The organism is Agrococcus sp. TF02-05, assembly GCF_017565345.1.
Taxonomy (GTDB): Bacteria; Actinomycetota; Actinomycetes; order Actinomycetales; family Microbacteriaceae; genus Agrococcus; species Agrococcus pavilionensis.
The window spans coordinates 63279-79420 of the sequence record NZ_JAGEKO010000009.1 but is presented as its reverse complement, the minus strand read 5'-3'; the positions used below and the strand labels follow the sequence as shown (position 1 = coordinate 79420).

The window sequence follows — 16142 nt, the reverse complement described above, 5'->3', positions numbered from 1 at the left end:
ATAGGCTGAAGGCATGCATGCCGCCCTCGCCGCGCTCGCGGCCGTCATCCTCCTGCCTGCCCACGCCGCCATGATCGGCTCGACGCCGAGCGACGGCGACACGGTCACCGAGCAGCCGGGCACCTTCAGCGTCGTGATGAACGAGGAGATCCTCTCGCTCGAGGGCGCGGACTCCGCCAACCGGCTGCAGCTGACGGATGCGCAGGGCCTCTTCTACGGCGACGGCTGCGTCGTCGTCGAGGGCGACACGATCTCGCTCGAGGCCGAGCTCGGCGAGGCGGGCGACTACTCGCTCGCCTACCAGGTCGTCTCGGCCGACGGCCACCCCGTCGACGGCACGGTGTCGTTCGCGTTCGAGCCCGCCGAGGGCGAGGCGGGCGCCGCCGGCTCCGAGACCGCGCCCATCTGCGGCGCCGCGCCCGCCGCGAGCGAGCCCGCGTCGACCTCGACGACCGAGCCCGAGGCATCCGTCGACCCCGACGAGGCCGCGCCCGGTCCCGTCGCGACCGACGACGCGACGCCGAGCGACGCGGTGGAGGGCGACGAGGGCGGCGACTTCCCGTTCATCGCGATCGGTGTGCTCGCGCTGCTCGTCGTGCTCGCGATCATCGCCTACACGGTCAACCGCGGCTCCCGCCGCCGGCGCGACGAGGCGTGACCCCGCGCATCCCCCGCGCATGATGAAAGGCCGGCACTCCCTCGGGAGGCCGGCCTTTCAGCGTGGAACGTCAGCCCAGCAGCTGCGGCGCCGTCTTGCGGCTCGAGAGCACCTGGTCGATGAGGCCGTACTCGAGCGCCTCCTGCGCCGAGAGGAACGTGTCGCGCTCGATGTCCTTCGAGACGCGCTCGACGTCGTGGTTCGAGTGCTTCGACAGCGTCTCCTCGAGCCACTCGCGCATGCGGAGCACCTCGCGCGCCTGGATCTCGATGTCGGATGCCTGCCCGCGGCCCGCGTCGGACGTCGCGGGCTGGTGGATGAGGATGCGGGCGTTCGGCAGCGCGAGGCGCTTGCCGGGCTCGCCCGCCGCGAGCAGCACGGCCGCGGCCGAGGCGGCCTGGCCGAGGCACACCGTCTGCACGGCGGGCCGGATGTACTGCATCGTGTCGTAGATCGCCGTCATGGCCGTGAACGAGCCGCCGGGCGAGTTGATGTACATGACGATGTCGCGGTCGGGGTCCTGCGACTCGAGCACGAGCAGCTGCGCCATGACGTCGTCGGCGGATGCGTCGTCGACTTGCACGCCGAGGAAGATGATGCGGTCCTCGAACAGCTTCGCGTAGGGGTCCTGGCGCTTGAAGCCGTAGGCGGTGCGCTCCTCGAAGCTCGGGAGGATGTAGCGCGAGCCGGGCATCTGGAGGGCGCTGCCGCCCGCCTGGAACGTGGGGGTCTCCATCAGTTGCCGCCCTCCTGGTCAGCGATGCCGTCCTGGTCCGTGCCGCCGCCGCCCGTGACGTCGCTCGCCGACGCCCGCAGGTGGTCGACGAAGCCGTACTCGAGCGCCTCCTGCGCCGTGAACCAGCGGTCCCGGTCGCCGTCGGCGTTGATCTGCTCGACGCTCTTGCCCGTGCGCTCGGCCGTGATCTCGGCGAGCCGGCGCTTCATGTCGAGGATGAGCTGCGCCTGCGTCTGGATGTCGCTCGACGTGCCGCCGAAGCCGCCGTGGGGCTGGTGCAGCAGCACGCGCGCGTTCGGCGTGATGTAGCGCTTGCCCGCGGTGCCGGCGGTGAGCAGCAGCTGGCCCATCGACGCGGCCATGCCGATGCCGACCGTGACGATGTCGTTCGGCACGAACTGCATCGTGTCGTAGATCGCCATGCCGGCCGTGATCGAGCCGCCGGGCGAGTTGATGTAGAGGTAGATGTCCTTGTTCGGGTCCTCTGCGGCGAGCAGCAGGATCTTCGCGCAGATCTCGTTCGCGTTCTCGTCCCGCACCTCCTGGCCGAGCCAGATGATGCGGTCGCGCAGCAGCCGGTCGAAGACCGACGGCGCGAGGACGGGTTCAGCCACGGGTGACTCCTTCTCTCGGTTGCTCTCCACACTAGGTGAGCGGGAGGGGCGCTCCTGCGCGTGTTCGCCGCAGGCGGAGGCAAGCGAGAGGGCCGGGCTCGCGCCCGGCCCTCTCGAGGTGCTCAGTCCTCCTGGTGCTGCGCCGCGAGCTTCGCCTCGGCCTCGCGGATCGCGCCCTCGACGTCGTCCTCGTCGACCTCCTCGGCCGGCGGGAGGAAGTCGGAGAGGTCGACCGTCTCGCCCTTGTCGTCGACGACGGTGACGCGGCCGAGCAGGGTCGAGAGCGTCTTGCCGCGCAGGATGTCGCCGAGCAGCACGGGCAGCTGGCCGTTGGCCTCGAGCGCCTGCACGAGCTCCTGCGGCGCCATGCCGTACTGCGCGGCCTGCTGCACGATGATCTGCGTCAGCTCCTGCTGCGTGACCTGCAGGTTCGCCTCCTCGGCGAAGCGGTCGAAGAGCATCTGCTGCTTGAGGAGCTTGCGCGTCTCCTGGCGCACCTCCTCGCCGTGCTCGGTGTCGTCGGCGCGGTTCTCCGCCTCGAGGTGGCGCGTGACCTCGTCCTCGACGACGGCCGAGGGGACCTCGATCTCGACAGCCTCGACGAGCTCCTCCTGCAGGCGCTGGCGAGCCTGCTCGGCCTGGCCCATGCGGCGGCTGCGGGCGGCCTGCTCCTTGAGGTCGGCCTTGAGCTCGTCGATCGTGTCGAAGGCGCTCGCCATCTGGGCGAAGTCGTCGTCGGCCTCGGGCAGCTCGCGCTCCTTGACGGCGTCGACCGTGACCGTGACCTCGGCGTCCTTGCCGGCGTGGTCGCCGCCGACGAGCTTCGAGGTGAAGGTGGTCTCCTCACCCGCGGTGAGCGAGTCGACGGCCTCGTCGATGCCGTCGATGAGCTCGCCCGAGCCGACCTCGTACGAGATGCCGTTGGCGGTGTCGACCACCTCGCCGTCGATCGTCGCGGTCAGGTCGAGGGTGACGAAGTCGCCCTTCGCGGCGGGGCGGTCGACCGTGACGAGCGTGCCGAAGCGGCTGCGCAGCGCGTCGAGCTCCTCCTGCACGGCGTCGTCGCCGATCTCGATCGCGTCGACCGTGATCGTGCGGCCTTCGACCTCGGGGAGGTCGAAGTCGGGGCGCACGTCGACCTCGATCTCGAGCACGAGGTCGCCCGAGAAGTCCTTGAGCTCGGGCCACGCGGTGACGTCGGCCTGCGGACGGCCGAGCGGGCGGATGCCGGCCTCGGCGACGCCCTGGCGGTAGAAGTCGTCGATCGACTCGGAGACGGCCTGGTTGAGGATCTCCTCGCGCCCGATGCGCTGGTCGATGATCGCCGCGGGGACCTTGCCCTTGCGGAAGCCGGGGACGCTGATCTGCTCGGCGACGGCCTTGTAGGCGCTGTCGATCGCGGGGCGCAGCTCCTCGGGCTCGACCGCGATGGTCAGCTTGGTGCGCGTGTTCTCGATCTTCTCGACCGTGGTCTTCACGGGGTGGTCTCCTGAGGTTGGTGGTTGTGCGGCACGAGGGCCAGCGGTGCGTAGGCACGCGAGATCCACCGCGTGCGGGCGGACCATCGTCCGAGTCTAACCGGCCCTCCTGCCGATCGGGCCAATCCGCCTGTTCGCCCGCGACGAATCCCCCGCATGACCGCCATCGCCGAGCCCCGAGCGGCCGCCCGCTGGCGGCCTGCAATACTCGGGCGAGTGGAGACCTCGCTCGAGCAGTGCCTCGTGCGCGCGGCCGATGGCGACGAGCGGGCGTTCGCCGAGCTCTACGACGCGACCGCGGCGCGGGTCTTCGGCCTCGTGCTGCGCATCCTCGTCGACCGCGCGCAATCGGAGGAGGTCGCCCAGGAGGTGTACCTCGAGGCGTGGCGGCAGGCGAAGCGGTTCGACCCGAGCCGCGGCGCCGCGATGTCGTGGCTGCTGCAGATCGCGCACGCCCGCGCGGTCGACCGGGTGCGCTCCTCGCAGTCGCAGCGCGACCGCGACGAGCGCATCGGCGTGCGCGACACGGCCGTGCCGGTCGACGAGGTCGCCGAGCAGGTCGAGATCTCACTCGACGCGGCGAGGGCGCGGCGCGCGCTCGGCGAGCTGAGCGACGCGCACCGCGAGGCGATCGAGCTCGCCTACTTCGAGGGGCTCACGCAGAGCGAGATCGCCGAGCGACTCGGCGCGCCGCTCGGCACGGTGAAGACGAGGCTCCGCGACGGCATGCAGCGCTTGCGCGGGATCCTGGGGGTGACGACATGACCGACGAGTCCCGGCCCGTCGACGAGCTGGCGGCCGCCTACGCGCTCGACGCCCTCGAGCCCGCGGAGCGCGCCCGCTTCGAGGCGGAGGCGTCGCCCGAGGCGCTCGAGGAGGCGCGGCAGCTCGCCGACACCGCCGCGCTGCTCGCGGCCGACGAGGTCGCGCCGCCGCCCAGCCTGCGCGCGAGCGTGCTCGACGCGATCGCCCGCGAGCCGCAGCGCGACGAGGCTCCGCCGCTCGCCCGGCCCACCGCATCCGACCCGCACCGCGATGCAGACGAGCCCCGCGCGCACGTCGCGGCCGCCCGCCCGCCCGGCGCCGCCGAGCGCCGCGCGCGAGCGCGCTGGCGCCCCGCCCGGGTGCTCGGCGCGATCGCGGCCGGATCGGCGCTGCTGCTCGGCGGCGTCGCGATCGGCTCGCAGCTGGGCGGCGAGTCGCAGCAGGAGGCGCTCGGCGCGCTCGTCGCGGCGCCGGACGCGGAGCGCAGCGAGGTGGAGCTCGCCGACGGCGGCATCGCGACCGTCGTCTGGTCGCCCGCGCGGGAGCAGTCGGCGATCCTCTTCGACGGCCTGCCGCCGGCGCCCGAGGGCGCCACCTACCAGGCGTGGTTCATCGACGGTTCGGGCGCGCGATCGGCCGGCGTGTTCGAGGCGTCGAGCGCGTTCCTGCTCGAGGGCGAGCTCTCGGCCGGCGCCGCGATCGGCGTGACGGTCGAGCCGGCGGGCGGCTCCGAAGCGCCGACGAGCGACCCGATCCTCGTCGTCGAGACCTAGGTGGCGCCGCAGGGCGCGGGCCGGCTCGGCGCGGCCGCGATCACCGTCGCGTCGATCGGACTCATCGTGACGTGGAGCTCGGGCTTCGTCGGCGCCGAGCTCGCGGCTCGCGCGGGCGGCGAGCCCATCACGGTGCTCGCGTGGCGCTTCGTCGTGCTCGCCGGCATCCTCGTCGCCGCGATGCTCGTGCTGCGCCGCCGGTGGCCGGGGCGCGCGAGCTGGCTGCGCCAGGGCACCGTCGCGGTGCTCAACCAGGCGGCCTACCTGCTGCTGATCTTCGAGGGCGTGCGCGCGGGCGTCGACGGCGGCACGGCGGCGCTCATCGCGGCGCTGCAGCCGATGCTCGTCGCGACGATCGCCGGCCGCTTCCTCGGCGAGCGCGCGAACGGCTGGACGTGGCTCGGCATGGCGGTCGGGCTCGGCGGCGTCGCGCTCGTCGTCTCGGGCGCGCTCGGCGGCACCGGCGCGCCGCTGTGGGCCTACGCCCTCCCGCTCGCCGCGGTCGTGTGCCTCGGCACCGGCACGGTGCTGCAGCGCCGCTGGCACATGCACGACGACCTGCTGCAGACGCTCACGATGCACTCGATCGTCGCGGGCGCGGTCTTCATGGCGGTCGCGCTGCTGCGCGGGCACGCCGCTCCCCCGACGACGGGCGACGTCTGGTTCGCGGTGCTGTGGCTCGTGGTGCTCTCGAGCCTCGGCGGCTACGTGCTCTACGTCACCGTGACCCGCTCGCACGGGGCGACGTTCGTGAGCACGATGCTCTACTTGACGCCGCCGACGACGATGCTGTGGGTGTGGCTCGTCTTCGGCGTCCCGGTCACGCCGCTCGGGATCGTCGGACTCGTCGTCGCGGCGGCGGGCGTCGCGATCGTGCTGACTGCGCAGCGGCGCGGGCGCGCTCGGCCGTAGCGACGCATCCGGTCCCGTGCTGAGAGGAGTCCGATGATGGAGGAGCAGCTGCTCGACGGCGTGTGCCTGCGCTGCCGCCGCCCACCCAGGAGCACCCGGCCCTGCGTCATCGAGGGCGGCTACGGCGAGCCGACGGTCGGCGAGTGGCCGGCGCACCACCGGGACGACTGGACAAACCCGGAGCTCCGGGAGCTCGGGCTCACGCCATGGCGGTGGCCGCTGCATCGCCGCACCGCGCTGACCGACCTGCGGTGGGCGCAGCTCGAGTCGGAGTGCGAGCGCCACGGGCACGAGGTGATCCGCGAGGATGGCTACGTGCTGTGCGATCGCTGCCACCACCCGCTCGTGTGGGTGCCGACGCAGCACGAACCCTGTTGAGCGCGACGGAGGAGGACCCATGCAGGAGCTCCAGTCGGCCTTCCACGACCTCTCGACGGCTCACGTGGCGGATGCGTGCATGCGCCTCAGCGTGCCGGTCCGGTGCAGTCCCGCCGGGCTGCGGCCCGTGCTGCCGGGCGTGCACGTCGTCGGCCGGGCGCTCCCCGCGCAGCACGTCGGCAGCGTCGACGTGTTCCTCGAGGCGCTCGAGGCGAGCGAGCCAGGTGACGTGCTCGTCGTCGACGACGGCGGTCGCACCGACCGCGCGTGCGTCGGCGACCTCGTCGCGCTCGAGGCGGCGCGCGCCGGCATCACCGGCATCGTCATCTGGGGGCTGCACCGCGACACCCGCGAGCTGCGCGAGATCGGACTGCCGCTGCTGAGCCTCGGCGCCTCCCCGTCTGGACCGGCGAGCGTCGAGCCGCAGGCGGCCGACGCGCTCGTCACCGCGCGGCTCGGCGAGCACGCGGTGACGCGCGACGACCTCGTGCTCGCCGATGACGACGGCGCGATCGTCGTGCCGCTCGCGCGCGCGAGGGACGCGGCCGTGGCCGCCGCGAGCATCCGCGACACCGAGCGCCGCCAGGCCGCCGCCATGCGCGGCGGCTCGAGCCTGCGCGAGCAGGTGCGGTTCCGCGACTACCTCGACGCCCGCAGCGCCCGCGGCATCGGCTTCCGCGAGCACCTGCGCGACGTGGGCGGCGCGATCGAGGAGTGAGCCGATGCATCCGTCACCAACCGATGAGGAGAGCCGCATGACCCGCCAGCACCGCTTCGCCCAGGTCGACGTCTTCGGAGCCGAGCCCTACCTCGGCAACCCCGTGGCCGTCGTGCTCGACGCCGAGGGCATCGACGACGCGTCGATGCAGCGCATCGCGCGCTGGACGAACCTCTCGGAGACGACGTTCGTGCTGCCGCCGACGACGCCCGAGGCCGACTACCGGCTGCGCATCTTCACGCCCGGCGGCGAGCTGCCGTTCGCGGGCCACCCGACGCTCGGCTCGGCGCACGCGTGGCTCGAGCACGGCGGCGAGCCGCAGCGCGCCGACCGCATCGTGCAGGAGTGCGAGGCCGGCCTCGTCGAGGTGCGCCGGGGCGACGTGCTCGCCTTCGCCGCTCCCCCGATGCGCCGCACGGGCGAGCTCGACGCCGACCACCTCGCGCGCCTCGTCGACGCGCTCGGCATCGCACCCGAGCGCGTCGTCGGGCATCAGTGGGTCGACAACGGGCCCGGCTGGTGCGTCGTGCAGCTGCCCTCGGCGCAGGAGGTGCTCGACCTCGAGCCCGACCTCGCGCGCATCCCCGACGCGATGGTGGGCGCGATCGGCGCCTACCCGCCAGGCTCCGAGCACGCGTTCGAGCTGCGCTCCTTCGCCCCCGCGGTCGGCGTGCCCGAGGATCCCGTGTGCGGCAGCATGAACGCCTCCGTCGCGCAGTGGCTCACGAGCACCGGCGCTGCGGAGCGCTCCTACGCCGTCTCGCAGGGGCGCCGGCTCGGTCGCGCCGGCTCGATCGCGATCGACGCGGATGCCGACGGCACCGTCTGGGTGGGCGGTGCGACGGTCACGTGCTTCTCGGGCACCGCGATCGCGTGATGCGGCCTCAGCGCCCGAGCAGCGCGCGGTAGCCGTCCTCGAACGACGGGTAGCGCAGGGTGCCGAGCAGCGCCGCGAGGCGGTCGCCGCGGAGCACCGTGCCGCTCGGCACGGCGGGCTCGACCCTCGGGGGCGGCGGCACGCCGAGCGCCTGGGCGATCCACGTCACGACGTCGCCGAGCGGAGCCGGGCGCGCATCGACGGCGTGCAGCAGCTGCGGCGGCTCCGGCTCGCGGAGCACCGCCTCGAGCGCGCGCACGAGGTCGCTCTCGTGGATGCGGTTGGTGCGCCGCGCGTACTGCATCGGTGCGCCCTCGCGCACCCTCTGCACGAGCATGTCGCGACCCGGGCCGTAGATCCCCGCGGGCCGCACGACGAGCGCGCCGAGGCGGTCGATCGCGAGCCGCTCGCCGTCGAGCAGCGCCGTCGCTCGCGCCGACGCGGGGGCGGGCTCGGCCGACTCCGAGAGCGGCGTCGGCCCGGCGCGACCCTCGAGCACGCGCATGGACGAGACGAGCACGACGCGGCGCGGCGCGACGGGCAGCGCGTCGGCGAGGTGCCGGAGCGATCGCACGTACGGCGACGCCCCGCCGTCGTCCGCGCCGGGCGGCAGCGTGATCACCACGTCGTCGACCGCGGGGACGACGGAGCGGGCCACCGGTTCGCGGAGGTCGGCCGAGATCGGCACGAAGGCGCCGGGCAGCGCGCTCGTGTCGCGACGCAGCGCGAGCACCTCGCCGCCGTCGGCGACGAGCCGCAGGCCGAGCCGCGTGCCGAGCCTGCCGCAGCCGACGAGCAGGGTCCTGCGCGGCTGTGGCGCCGCCTCGCTCAGTCGCACGTCGGGGCGACAGGATTCGAACCTGCGACCTCCCGCCCCCAAAGCGGGCGCTCTAGCCGAGCTGAGCTACGCCCCGTAGGGATCGCTCCCGTACAGCCACCGATCCTACTGGCGCGGCTCGGCCGCCGACCGCCGCCGGCCGCTCACCCGAAGGTGAAGGAGTAGGCCTCGACGCCCTCCGGCACCGTCACCTCGATCGTGCCCTCGCGGCTCGACTCCCCCGCGAGCAGCGGGTACGACCGCGGCGTGCCGCGCACCTCGAGCTCGACCCGCTGCCCGTCGACCGACGCGACGACCGTGCCCGAGCCCGCCAGCACCATCCGCACCTCTCGCCCCCGGTACTCGAGCCGGATGCGCGCCTCGTCGCCCCGGGGTGTGGCGAACTGCGTCTCGAGCCGCCACGCGCCCTCGAGCGCGAACGTGTCGCGCGCCTGCTCGGCGGGCAGGCGGAACGCCTCGGTCTGCGTCGAGTAGCGCTCGTCGCCGCCGAAGTTCTGCACCTTCGTCGTGCCGAGGTACGACTCGGGCGTGACGGATGCGTTGTCGGGCGTCGCGTCGGCGACCTCGGTGGGCGCGGGCAGCGCGACCGCGGGGTCGGCCTGCTCGAGCAGCTCGCGCAGCATCCGCTCCCCTTCGGCGTAGCCGCCCTCGCCGAAGTGCACGTTGCGGACGACGCCCTCGGCGTCGATGAGGTAGCGGGCCGGCCAGTAGGCGTTGCGGTAGCTCGTCCACGTCGCGAGGCGGTTGTCGATCGCGACCGGGTACTCGATGCCGAGCGCGGCCGCGCCGGCGACGACGTTGTCGCGCTCCTTCTCGAACGCGTACTCGGGGCTGTGCACGCCGATGACCTGCAGCCCCGCGTCGCGGTAGGCGTCGTACCAGGCGTTGACGTGCGGCGCCGAGCGCTGGCAGTTGATGCACGAGTAGGCCCAGAAGTCGACGAGCACGACCTGCCCGCGCAGGTCGGCGAGGTCGATCGGCGTGTCGCCCGGCGTGTTGAACCACGACTCGATGCCGCGGATGCTCGGCGCCGTGCCGCACTCCTGCAGCTCGGTCGCTCCCGGGTCGCACAGGTCGAGGTCGCGGTTCTCGTCGGTCTCGAGGCCGCCGATCGCGATGGCCTCCTGCACGCGCTCGTCGCCGGCGATCGCGTCCTGGATCGCGGCGGTGTAGTCGGGCACGAGCCGCTGGAGGCGCGCCGGCACGTCGAGCACGAGGCCGAGCGCGAGCGCGAGCATGAGCGCGCCGGACACGACGCGGATGGCGCCCTGCCGACGGCGGAAGGCCGCGATGCGCTCGGCGAGTCCGCGGCCGGCGAGCGCGAAGAACAGCAGCGGCAGGGCCGCGCCGATCGCGAACGACACGGTCAGGACCACCGTGTCGGCGCCGATCCGCCCGGTGGAACCGGCGACGGTGATCGCGGCGAGCACCGGCCCCGCGCACGGCACGTAGACGGCGCCGAGCGCGAGCCCGAGCGGGAAGCCCTGCAGGCGGCCCGTCTGCAGCTGCGGGATGCGCTGGAAGGGCTTCTCGAGCACGTGCTGGACGACGGGCACGATGAGCCCGACGCCGATGAGCGCGAGCACGACGATGCCAGCCCAGCGCAGCACGTCCTGCGGCAGCCCGAGGAGGCTCAGCAGCAGGCTCCCGAGGAGCGTCATGAGGGTGAAGCTCACGACGATCCCGGCGATCACGAGGTACGGCCGCCAGCGCGAGACCGCGCGGGGACGGGCGGCGACCGCGGTCGCGACCCCGCCGCCCGCCGGTGCCGTCGCGCCCGCGTCGGCAGCCGCATCGGTCGACCGTGCCTCGCGCGCCGACTGCATGCCGCCCGAGAAGAGGATGACGGGCAGCACGGGGATGATGCACGGCGAGATGCCGGTGATGAATCCCCCGAGCAGTCCGATGAGCGCGAGCATGGTGCCTCCTTGGCCTTTCGACGGGTTCGGCGCGGAGGGCGGTGCGGATGGGTCCACGACGCGGATCGGCCGGTTCCAATCCGTGCCGGGCCGGCCTCCGAAGCCCCTGCAGCACCGGCTCGCACGGGCCGGGGACCGAACAGGGAAGGAGAGCAGCGATGCTCACCAAGAAGAACCCCACGATGGCCGGGCTCGTGCTCGCGGGAGCGGCGACGCTCGTGCTCGCGGGCTGCTCGATGGGCGGCTCGACCGAGACCGCCGACGAGTCGATGGCACCGTCGATGGCGCCCAGCACCGCGCCGAGCTCCGAGGCGATGGAGGGCGACGACGCGGAGGCGATGGACCCCGCGTACGCGAACCTCGTCGGCGCGGCCTGCGCGATGTACGACGAGGAGGTGCCCGACGGCGCCGGCTCGATCGTCGGCATGTCGCAGGATCCGGTCGCGGTCGCGGCCTCGAACAACCCGATGCTCACGCAGCTCGTCGCGGCCGTCTCGGGCGAGCTGAACCCGGAGGTGAACCTCGTCGACACCCTCAACGGCGACGAGTTCACGGTCTTCGCGCCGGTCGACGAGGCCTTCGCGGCGCTCCCGGCCGAGACCGTCGAGATGCTGCAGTCGCCCGAGGGCGCCGATGCGCTCACGTCGGTGCTGACCTACCACGTCGTGCCGGGCCAGATCGCGCCCGACATGATCGCCGGCACGCACACGACCGTGCAGGGCGAGGACATCATGGTCGAGGGCGAGGGCGACGACCTCATGGTCGGCGGCGCGAGCGTGCTGTGCGGCGGCGTGCAGACCGCCAACGCGACGGTCTACCTCGTCGACGCGGTGCTCATGCCGCCGTCGATGGGCTGATCCGCCGATCGAGCCCGGGCCGGCCCTGCGGGGCCGGCCCTTCTCGCGCCGCGAGCGTGCGCCGGTGCGGCATGCTTGCCGCATGACCGAGCCCGAGACGCCCACGGCACCGGAGTCGCCGATGCGCGCGCGGTACGGCTGGCGCGACCCCGCCGCGAACGAGTTCACCGTCGGCGACATCGCGTTCGGCTGGATCGTCGGCGTCGGCGGTGTGCTCGCGGGTTCCCTGGTCTTCGGGCTCCTGCTCGTCGCCGAGGGCCTCGTCGTCGCGCTCGTCTACGGCGCGATGATCGGCCTCCCCGCGCTGACGCTCTACGGCGTCCCGGTGGCGGTGGCCGCGGCGACCGCGCTGCGCCGCGTGCCGGCGGAGTGGGTGCACCTCGTGGCATTCGGGGGCCTCGGCGCGCTCGGCGGCGCGCTCGCGGTGGTCGTCTTCAGCGGTGGGGACCCGGCGTGGGGCATCCTCTACGCCCCCGGCACCCTGACGGGTGCGGCGACCGCGGTCTCCGCTCGCGCGCTCGCGAAGCGCCGCGCGCTCCGCACGCGCGGCGCCGAGCCCAAGGCCGCGGGCTAGAGCGTCCGCTCGCGGATCATCCGCGAGAGCTCGCGCCCCGAGTCCTTCACGGTGCGCTCCTGGGTCTCGTAGTCGACCCGCACGATGCCGAAGCGCTTGTGGTAGCCCCACGCCCACTCGTAGTTGTCCATGAGCGACCAGTACATGAAGCCCTTGACCGGCACGCCCGCGTCGACCGCGTCGAGCACCGCGCCGACGTGCGAGCGAAGGAACTCGGTGCGCTCGGCGTCGTGGATGGGCGCCTCGCCCGTGGACGCATCCGTCACGACCTCGTCGTCGTAGGCGGCGCCGTTCTCGGTCACCCACAGCTCGACGCCCTTCGCGCCCGTGTACTCGTCGTGCAGGTGGCGGAGGAGCTTCGTGAGGCCGGAAGGGTTGACCTCCCAGCCCATGTTCGTGGTGGGCACGCCCCGCGGGTGCGCCTGCACGCCCTCGGCCGCCGGGTACGGGCTCGAGATGGGCCGGTCGGTCGGCGCGTCGTTCACGACCGGCACCTCGGGCGTCTCGTACGAGACGGCGTCGTCGTGGTAGTAGTTCACGCCCAGCACGTCGATCGGCGCGGCGATGATCTCGAGGTCGCCCTCCTGCACGACGGCGTCGAGGCCGAGCGGGCCGACGTCGCGCACGAGCGACTCGGGATACTCGCCCGTCATGATCGGGTGCACGAAGAAGCGGTTGTACTGGTCGTTGAGGCGCCGGGCGGCCTCGAGATCGGATGCGCTCGTCGGGTCGACCGGCTCGGCGGGCTGGAAGTTGAGCGTGATGCCGACGCGCTCGGCGCCCGCCTCGCGCAGCGCGCCGACCGCCATGCCGTGCGCGAGCAGCAGGTGGTGGCCTGCCTGCAGACCCGCCTCGACGCTCTGCCGACCGGGCGCGTGCGCACCCGCGGTGTAGGAGAGGAACGACGAGCACCACGGCTCGTTGAGCGTCGTCCAGTTCTGCACGCGGTCGCCGAGCGCGTCGTGCACGGTGAGCGCGTACTCGACGAAGCGATGCGCGGTGTCGCGGCTCGTCCAGCCGCCCTGCTCCTCGAGCGCCTGCGGCAGATCCCAGTGGTAGAGCGTGAGCCACGGCATGATGTCGGCCGCGAGCAGCTCGTCTACGAGGCGCGAGTAGAAGTCGATGCCCTTGGCGTTGGGCTCCCCGCCGTCGGGCCGCACGCGCGCCCAGCTCGTCGAGAAGCGGTAGACCTGCAGCCCGAGGTCGCGCATGAGCGCGACGTCGGCTGGCATGCGGTGGTAGTGGTCGCACGCGACGTCGCCGTTGTGGCCGTCGATGACGGCGCCCGGCACGCGCGCGAACGCGTCCCAGATGCTCGCGGTGCGGCCGTCCTCGAAGGCGGCGCCCTCGATCTGGAAGGCCGCCGTCGCGGCGCCGAGGATGAAGTCGTCAGGGATGCTTCGCTGCACGGTGTCGAGCGTAGCCGGGCCGCGCGGGCACTGACGCCGCACGGACGAAGGGGGCGGATGCGGTAGATTCGTCGCGTCCCTGCGCGCACGTCGCGCTCGGGGCGCGCGGGCGTAGCTCAATGGTAGAGCCTCAGTCTTCCAAACTGATTACGCGGGTTCGATTCCCGTCGCCCGCTCCGCTTCCTGCGGCTGGGCCGCTCCCCCGCCCGCTGAACCGCTGGGCGCGCGCAACGCGCACTGCGCGTCGGGCTCAGCGCCTGACCGGCCAGAAACGGTTCTCCACAGCCCTGCTCTGGACCCGCTCGCGTGTCAGTGGTGCGTGGTGGAATGCGTGCATGGATGAGTGGTCGGGGCTCGATGCGGAGGAGTACATCGCGTCGATCCGTGCGGGCGCGATCGACCCGCGCGGCCGCACCGCCGATGAGCTCGAGGAGGAGCTCGCCGCCTACGACCGCGACTGGGCGGAGCGGCTCGCGCGCCTGACGGACGCGGAGGTCGAGGAGGTCATCGCCGGCCGCATGGAGGTGCCGCCGCTGCCGGGCACGATCGATGTCCGCTCGGAGCACGTGCGCGCTCTCGATGCGGTCGCCGGCCGGATGCGGGCGATCGAGCAGCGCCGCGCGCGGCTCGAGGCGGAGGAGCGCGAAGTGCTCGCAGCGGAGTTGCAGCGACTGCGTGACGCGGGCGGCGACAGCGGCATGGCGGTCAAGGAGAGCGCCTCGGTCCTCGCGGCCGAGCTGCGCCTCTCCGACCGCGCGATGGAGCGCAGGCTCGTCGGCGCGTGGACGACCGTCACCGACCTCCCCGCCGCGCACGCGTCGCACAAGGCCGGCCGCATCACCGGCACCCATCTGCGGGCGATCGAGCAGGCGACGGAGGCGCTGCGCACCGACCCGGCCGTTGACCCGGCCGATCGTGCTCGGGTCGAGGCGGAGCTGGTCGGGATCGCCGAGCGCGTGACCCCCTCGCAGCTGCGCTCCCGAGCCCGCCGGATCGTGGACCGGGCGATGACCGAGCCGCTCCAGCGCCGCCACGACCGGGCGGTCGAGCAGCGCCGCGCCTGGGTCGAGGACCACGATGACGGGATCTCGACGCTGTCGCTGTCGGGCCCCTCGGTGACCACCCACGGCGCCTTCAACCGGGCGACCGACGCCGCCCGGGCCAAGCCGAAGGACGACCCGCGCACCTTCGACCAGTACCGCTTCGACGCCCTCATGGAGACGCTCCTCACCGGCCAGACGCCGGACGACCTCCACGGCATCAACCCGATCTCAGCGACCGTGACGATCACCATCCCCGCGACGGAGCTGCTCAAGCGGAGCGATGACGAGGATGAGCCGCAGCTGCGCTTCTCGGGCGCGCTCGAGGGCGGGGCGCTCGTCGACGCGGCGACCGTGCGAGCCCTGGCCTCGGAGACGATCACCTGGGAGCGGCTGTTCCTCCACCCCGTCACCGGCGTCCCGGTCGCGGTCGACACCTACAAGCTCAACCGGGCCATGCGCCGCTGGCTCCAGCGCCGCGACGGCCGCTGCCGCTGGCCCGGCTGCACCAACCGCGTCTCGAGAGCCGACGCCGACCACACCATCACCCACGCCGACGGCGGCCCCACCAGCATCCGAAACCTCGCCCACCTCTGCCGCCGCCACCACCTCATGAAGCACGCCACCGCCTGGACCGTCCGCCAGCTCGACCAAGGCGTCCTCGAATGGACCAGCCCCACCGGCAAGATCTACCTCGACGAACCCGAGCCCGCCGGACCCGCCTTCGTCGACCGCGGCGTCGACATCTGGGACCTCACGAGCGACCAACCCGCCAAGTGCACCGCGAGCGACCCACCATGGGCACACCTCAAGGACTGCACCTGCGACCTCGCGGACGCCGCACGCTGACCCCCTCTCGCGTCGGCCGCCTCGCGACATCCATAGGCGGCAGCGACGCCCGCGCGAGCCGCGGCCGGTAGCGTTGCGGGGTGCGCTCCACGCTCGTGACCCGACCCGCTCGACGCGGTTCCGCCCGCGCGGGCGCCGCGCTCGTCGCGGCCGCGACCGTCGCGCTCGCCCTCGCGGCGTGCATCGCCGCACCCGCCTCGGTGCCGGAGGACCCCGCGATCCCGGCCAGCGCATCCCCCGTCTTCACCGACCTCAACCCGGCGCCGACGACCAACGGACCGACCGAGCCGCCCGTGCCGACGACCGCGCCGGGCGAGTTCTCCTACGGCGACACCGTCGTCGTGCACACCGATCGCGGGTCGACGTGGGAGATCACCGCGCTGCGCTCGATCGACCCTGCGGACTCGCTCGCCGCCCAGTCGGGCGCGTCGCCCCGATCGGGCGAGCGCTTCGTCGTGCTCGAGCTCGAGATCGAGAACGTCGGCGTCGTCACGACGCACCCGATGTTCGACATGACGTTCGCCTACCAGCCCGACGGCGGGCCGTTCTCAGACCAGAACTCCGCGTCGACCGCCGCGGCCCCCGACGACCTCGGCTACGTGTGGGAGATGCGGCCGGGCGATCGCGAGACGGCCCAGGTGATCGTCGCCGTGCGCGAGGAGGACCCGACCGGCTCGTGGGTCGTGAGCCCGTCGGCATCCGGCATCGACGGCGCGACGCTCTACCGCTGGCGCTGACGCGACCGCC

General features: G+C 73.3%; 17 protein-coding genes and 2 tRNA genes. 12 read left to right on the top strand and 7 right to left on the bottom strand.

The features are described 5' to 3' along the window. The first annotated feature begins 13 nt into the window (after positions 1–13). Entirely contained in the window at positions 14–658 is a 645-nt protein-coding gene (locus JQT67_RS10370) for a copper resistance CopC family protein (RefSeq protein WP_208064597.1), read from the top strand. Between the two features lie 70 nt (positions 659–728). Here the strand turns inward: JQT67_RS10370 and JQT67_RS10365 are convergent, their stop codons facing one another. The 3 genes from JQT67_RS10365 to tig form a co-directional block, all read right to left on the bottom strand. Then, positions 729–1394, bottom strand: a complete 666-nt coding sequence (locus JQT67_RS10365) for an ATP-dependent Clp protease proteolytic subunit (RefSeq protein ID WP_026373794.1) — start codon at positions 1392–1394, stop codon at positions 729–731. Then, positions 1394–2008 carry an ATP-dependent Clp protease proteolytic subunit gene (locus JQT67_RS10360; RefSeq protein ID WP_208064596.1) on the bottom strand — a complete coding sequence of 205 codons (615 nt, stop codon included), beginning with the start codon at positions 2006–2008 and terminating at the stop codon, positions 1394–1396. The genes JQT67_RS10365 and JQT67_RS10360 overlap by 1 nt, the downstream gene beginning before the upstream one ends. Positions 2009–2130: 122 nt before the next feature. After that, entirely contained in the window at positions 2131–3486 is a 1356-nt protein-coding gene (tig, locus tag JQT67_RS10355) for a trigger factor (protein WP_208064595.1), read from the bottom strand. A gap of 156 nt (positions 3487–3642) precedes the next feature. Here tig and sigK point away from each other — a divergent pair, with 156 nt between their 5' ends. The 6 genes from sigK to JQT67_RS10325 are packed head-to-tail and all read left to right on the top strand — an operon-like array spanning position 3643 to position 7909. Further along, positions 3643–4251 (top strand): ECF RNA polymerase sigma factor SigK, encoded by a 609-nt coding sequence (sigK, locus tag JQT67_RS10350; RefSeq protein ID WP_208064594.1) that lies wholly within the window; start codon positions 3643–3645, stop codon positions 4249–4251. Further along, the gene (locus JQT67_RS10345; RefSeq protein ID WP_208064593.1) at positions 4248–5024 is read left to right on the top strand and encodes an anti-sigma factor; all 777 of its coding nucleotides are present in this window, start codon (positions 4248–4250) and stop codon (positions 5022–5024) included. Before sigK ends, JQT67_RS10345 begins: the two co-directional genes overlap by 4 nt. Beyond that, positions 5025–5936 (top strand): DMT family transporter, encoded by a 912-nt coding sequence (locus JQT67_RS13795; protein WP_208064592.1) that lies wholly within the window; start codon positions 5025–5027, stop codon positions 5934–5936. A gap of 36 nt (positions 5937–5972) precedes the next feature. Further along, entirely contained in the window at positions 5973–6314 is a 342-nt protein-coding gene (locus JQT67_RS10335; protein WP_208064591.1) for a hypothetical protein, read from the top strand. 19 nt (positions 6315–6333) lie between these two features. Next, a complete protein-coding gene (locus tag JQT67_RS10330) occupies positions 6334–7032 on the top strand; it encodes an RraA family protein (protein ID WP_208064590.1) in 699 nt (232 codons plus the stop codon). A 37-nt stretch (positions 7033–7069) separates the two neighbouring features. Then, positions 7070–7909, top strand: a complete 840-nt coding sequence (locus tag JQT67_RS10325) for a PhzF family phenazine biosynthesis protein (protein ID WP_208064589.1) — start codon at positions 7070–7072, stop codon at positions 7907–7909. A gap of 7 nt (positions 7910–7916) precedes the next feature. Here the strand turns inward: JQT67_RS10325 and JQT67_RS10320 are convergent, their stop codons facing one another. The 3 genes from JQT67_RS10320 to JQT67_RS10310 all read right to left on the bottom strand — a co-directional run bounded on the left by JQT67_RS10320 (position 7917) and on the right by JQT67_RS10310 (position 10666). Beyond that, positions 7917–8747 (bottom strand): SDR family NAD(P)-dependent oxidoreductase, encoded by an 831-nt coding sequence (locus JQT67_RS10320; RefSeq protein WP_208064588.1) that lies wholly within the window; start codon positions 8745–8747, stop codon positions 7917–7919. Between the two features lies 1 nt (position 8748). After that, positions 8749–8823: transfer RNA gene (locus JQT67_RS10315), tRNA-Pro, on the bottom strand. A gap of 67 nt (positions 8824–8890) precedes the next feature. Then, entirely contained in the window at positions 8891–10666 is a 1776-nt protein-coding gene (locus JQT67_RS10310) for a cytochrome c biogenesis protein DipZ (RefSeq protein ID WP_208064587.1), read from the bottom strand. A 158-nt stretch (positions 10667–10824) separates the two neighbouring features. Between JQT67_RS10310 and JQT67_RS10305 the strand changes: the two genes are divergently transcribed. Both JQT67_RS10305 and JQT67_RS10300 read left to right on the top strand, forming a co-directional pair. Beyond that, positions 10825–11523, top strand: coding sequence for a fasciclin domain-containing protein (locus JQT67_RS10305; protein WP_208064586.1), 699 nt, complete (start codon positions 10825–10827; stop codon positions 11521–11523). A gap of 82 nt (positions 11524–11605) precedes the next feature. Continuing rightward, positions 11606–12097, top strand: coding sequence for a hypothetical protein (locus JQT67_RS10300; RefSeq protein WP_021011671.1), 492 nt, complete (start codon positions 11606–11608; stop codon positions 12095–12097). Here the strand turns inward: JQT67_RS10300 and JQT67_RS10295 are convergent. Then, positions 12094–13506 carry a GH1 family beta-glucosidase gene (locus tag JQT67_RS10295; protein WP_208064585.1) on the bottom strand — a complete coding sequence of 471 codons (1413 nt, stop codon included), beginning with the start codon at positions 13504–13506 and terminating at the stop codon, positions 12094–12096. The two genes, JQT67_RS10300 and JQT67_RS10295, sit on opposite strands and share 4 nt — an antisense overlap. A gap of 105 nt (positions 13507–13611) precedes the next feature. Here JQT67_RS10295 and JQT67_RS10290 point away from each other — a divergent pair. The 3 genes from JQT67_RS10290 (at position 13612) to JQT67_RS10280 (ending at position 16132) form a co-directional block, all read left to right on the top strand. Next, positions 13612–13682, top strand: a tRNA-Gly gene (locus tag JQT67_RS10290). 159 nt (positions 13683–13841) lie between these two features. Continuing rightward, on the top strand, positions 13842–15395 hold the full coding sequence (locus JQT67_RS10285; protein WP_208064584.1) for an HNH endonuclease signature motif containing protein: 1554 nt from the start codon (positions 13842–13844) through the stop codon (positions 15393–15395). A gap of 80 nt (positions 15396–15475) precedes the next feature. Beyond that, the gene (locus tag JQT67_RS10280) at positions 15476–16132 is read left to right on the top strand and encodes a hypothetical protein (RefSeq protein ID WP_208064583.1); all 657 of its coding nucleotides are present in this window, start codon (positions 15476–15478) and stop codon (positions 16130–16132) included. The last annotated feature ends 10 nt before the right edge of the window (positions 16133–16142 follow it).

Coding starts and splice junctions, on each gene's coding strand:
- JQT67_RS10370 (WP_208064597.1), top strand. CDS start 14: ATGCATGCCGCCCTCGCCGCGCTCGCGGCCGTCATCCTCCTGCCTGCC.
- JQT67_RS10365 (WP_026373794.1), bottom strand. CDS start 1,394: ATGGAGACCCCCACGTTCCAGGCGGGCGGCAGCGCCCTCCAGATGCCC.
- sigK (WP_208064594.1), top strand. CDS start 3,643: ATGACCGCCATCGCCGAGCCCCGAGCGGCCGCCCGCTGGCGGCCTGCA.
- JQT67_RS10345 (WP_208064593.1), top strand. CDS start 4,248: ATGACCGACGAGTCCCGGCCCGTCGACGAGCTGGCGGCCGCCTACGCG.
- JQT67_RS10335 (WP_208064591.1), top strand. CDS start 5,973: ATGGAGGAGCAGCTGCTCGACGGCGTGTGCCTGCGCTGCCGCCGCCCA.
- JQT67_RS10330 (WP_208064590.1), top strand. CDS start 6,334: ATGCAGGAGCTCCAGTCGGCCTTCCACGACCTCTCGACGGCTCACGTG.
- JQT67_RS10325 (WP_208064589.1), top strand. CDS start 7,070: ATGACCCGCCAGCACCGCTTCGCCCAGGTCGACGTCTTCGGAGCCGAG.
- JQT67_RS10310 (WP_208064587.1), bottom strand. CDS start 10,666: ATGCTCGCGCTCATCGGACTGCTCGGGGGATTCATCACCGGCATCTCG.
- JQT67_RS10305 (WP_208064586.1), top strand. CDS start 10,825: ATGCTCACCAAGAAGAACCCCACGATGGCCGGGCTCGTGCTCGCGGGA.
- JQT67_RS10300 (WP_021011671.1), top strand. CDS start 11,606: ATGACCGAGCCCGAGACGCCCACGGCACCGGAGTCGCCGATGCGCGCG.
- JQT67_RS10285 (WP_208064584.1), top strand. CDS start 13,842: ATGGATGAGTGGTCGGGGCTCGATGCGGAGGAGTACATCGCGTCGATC.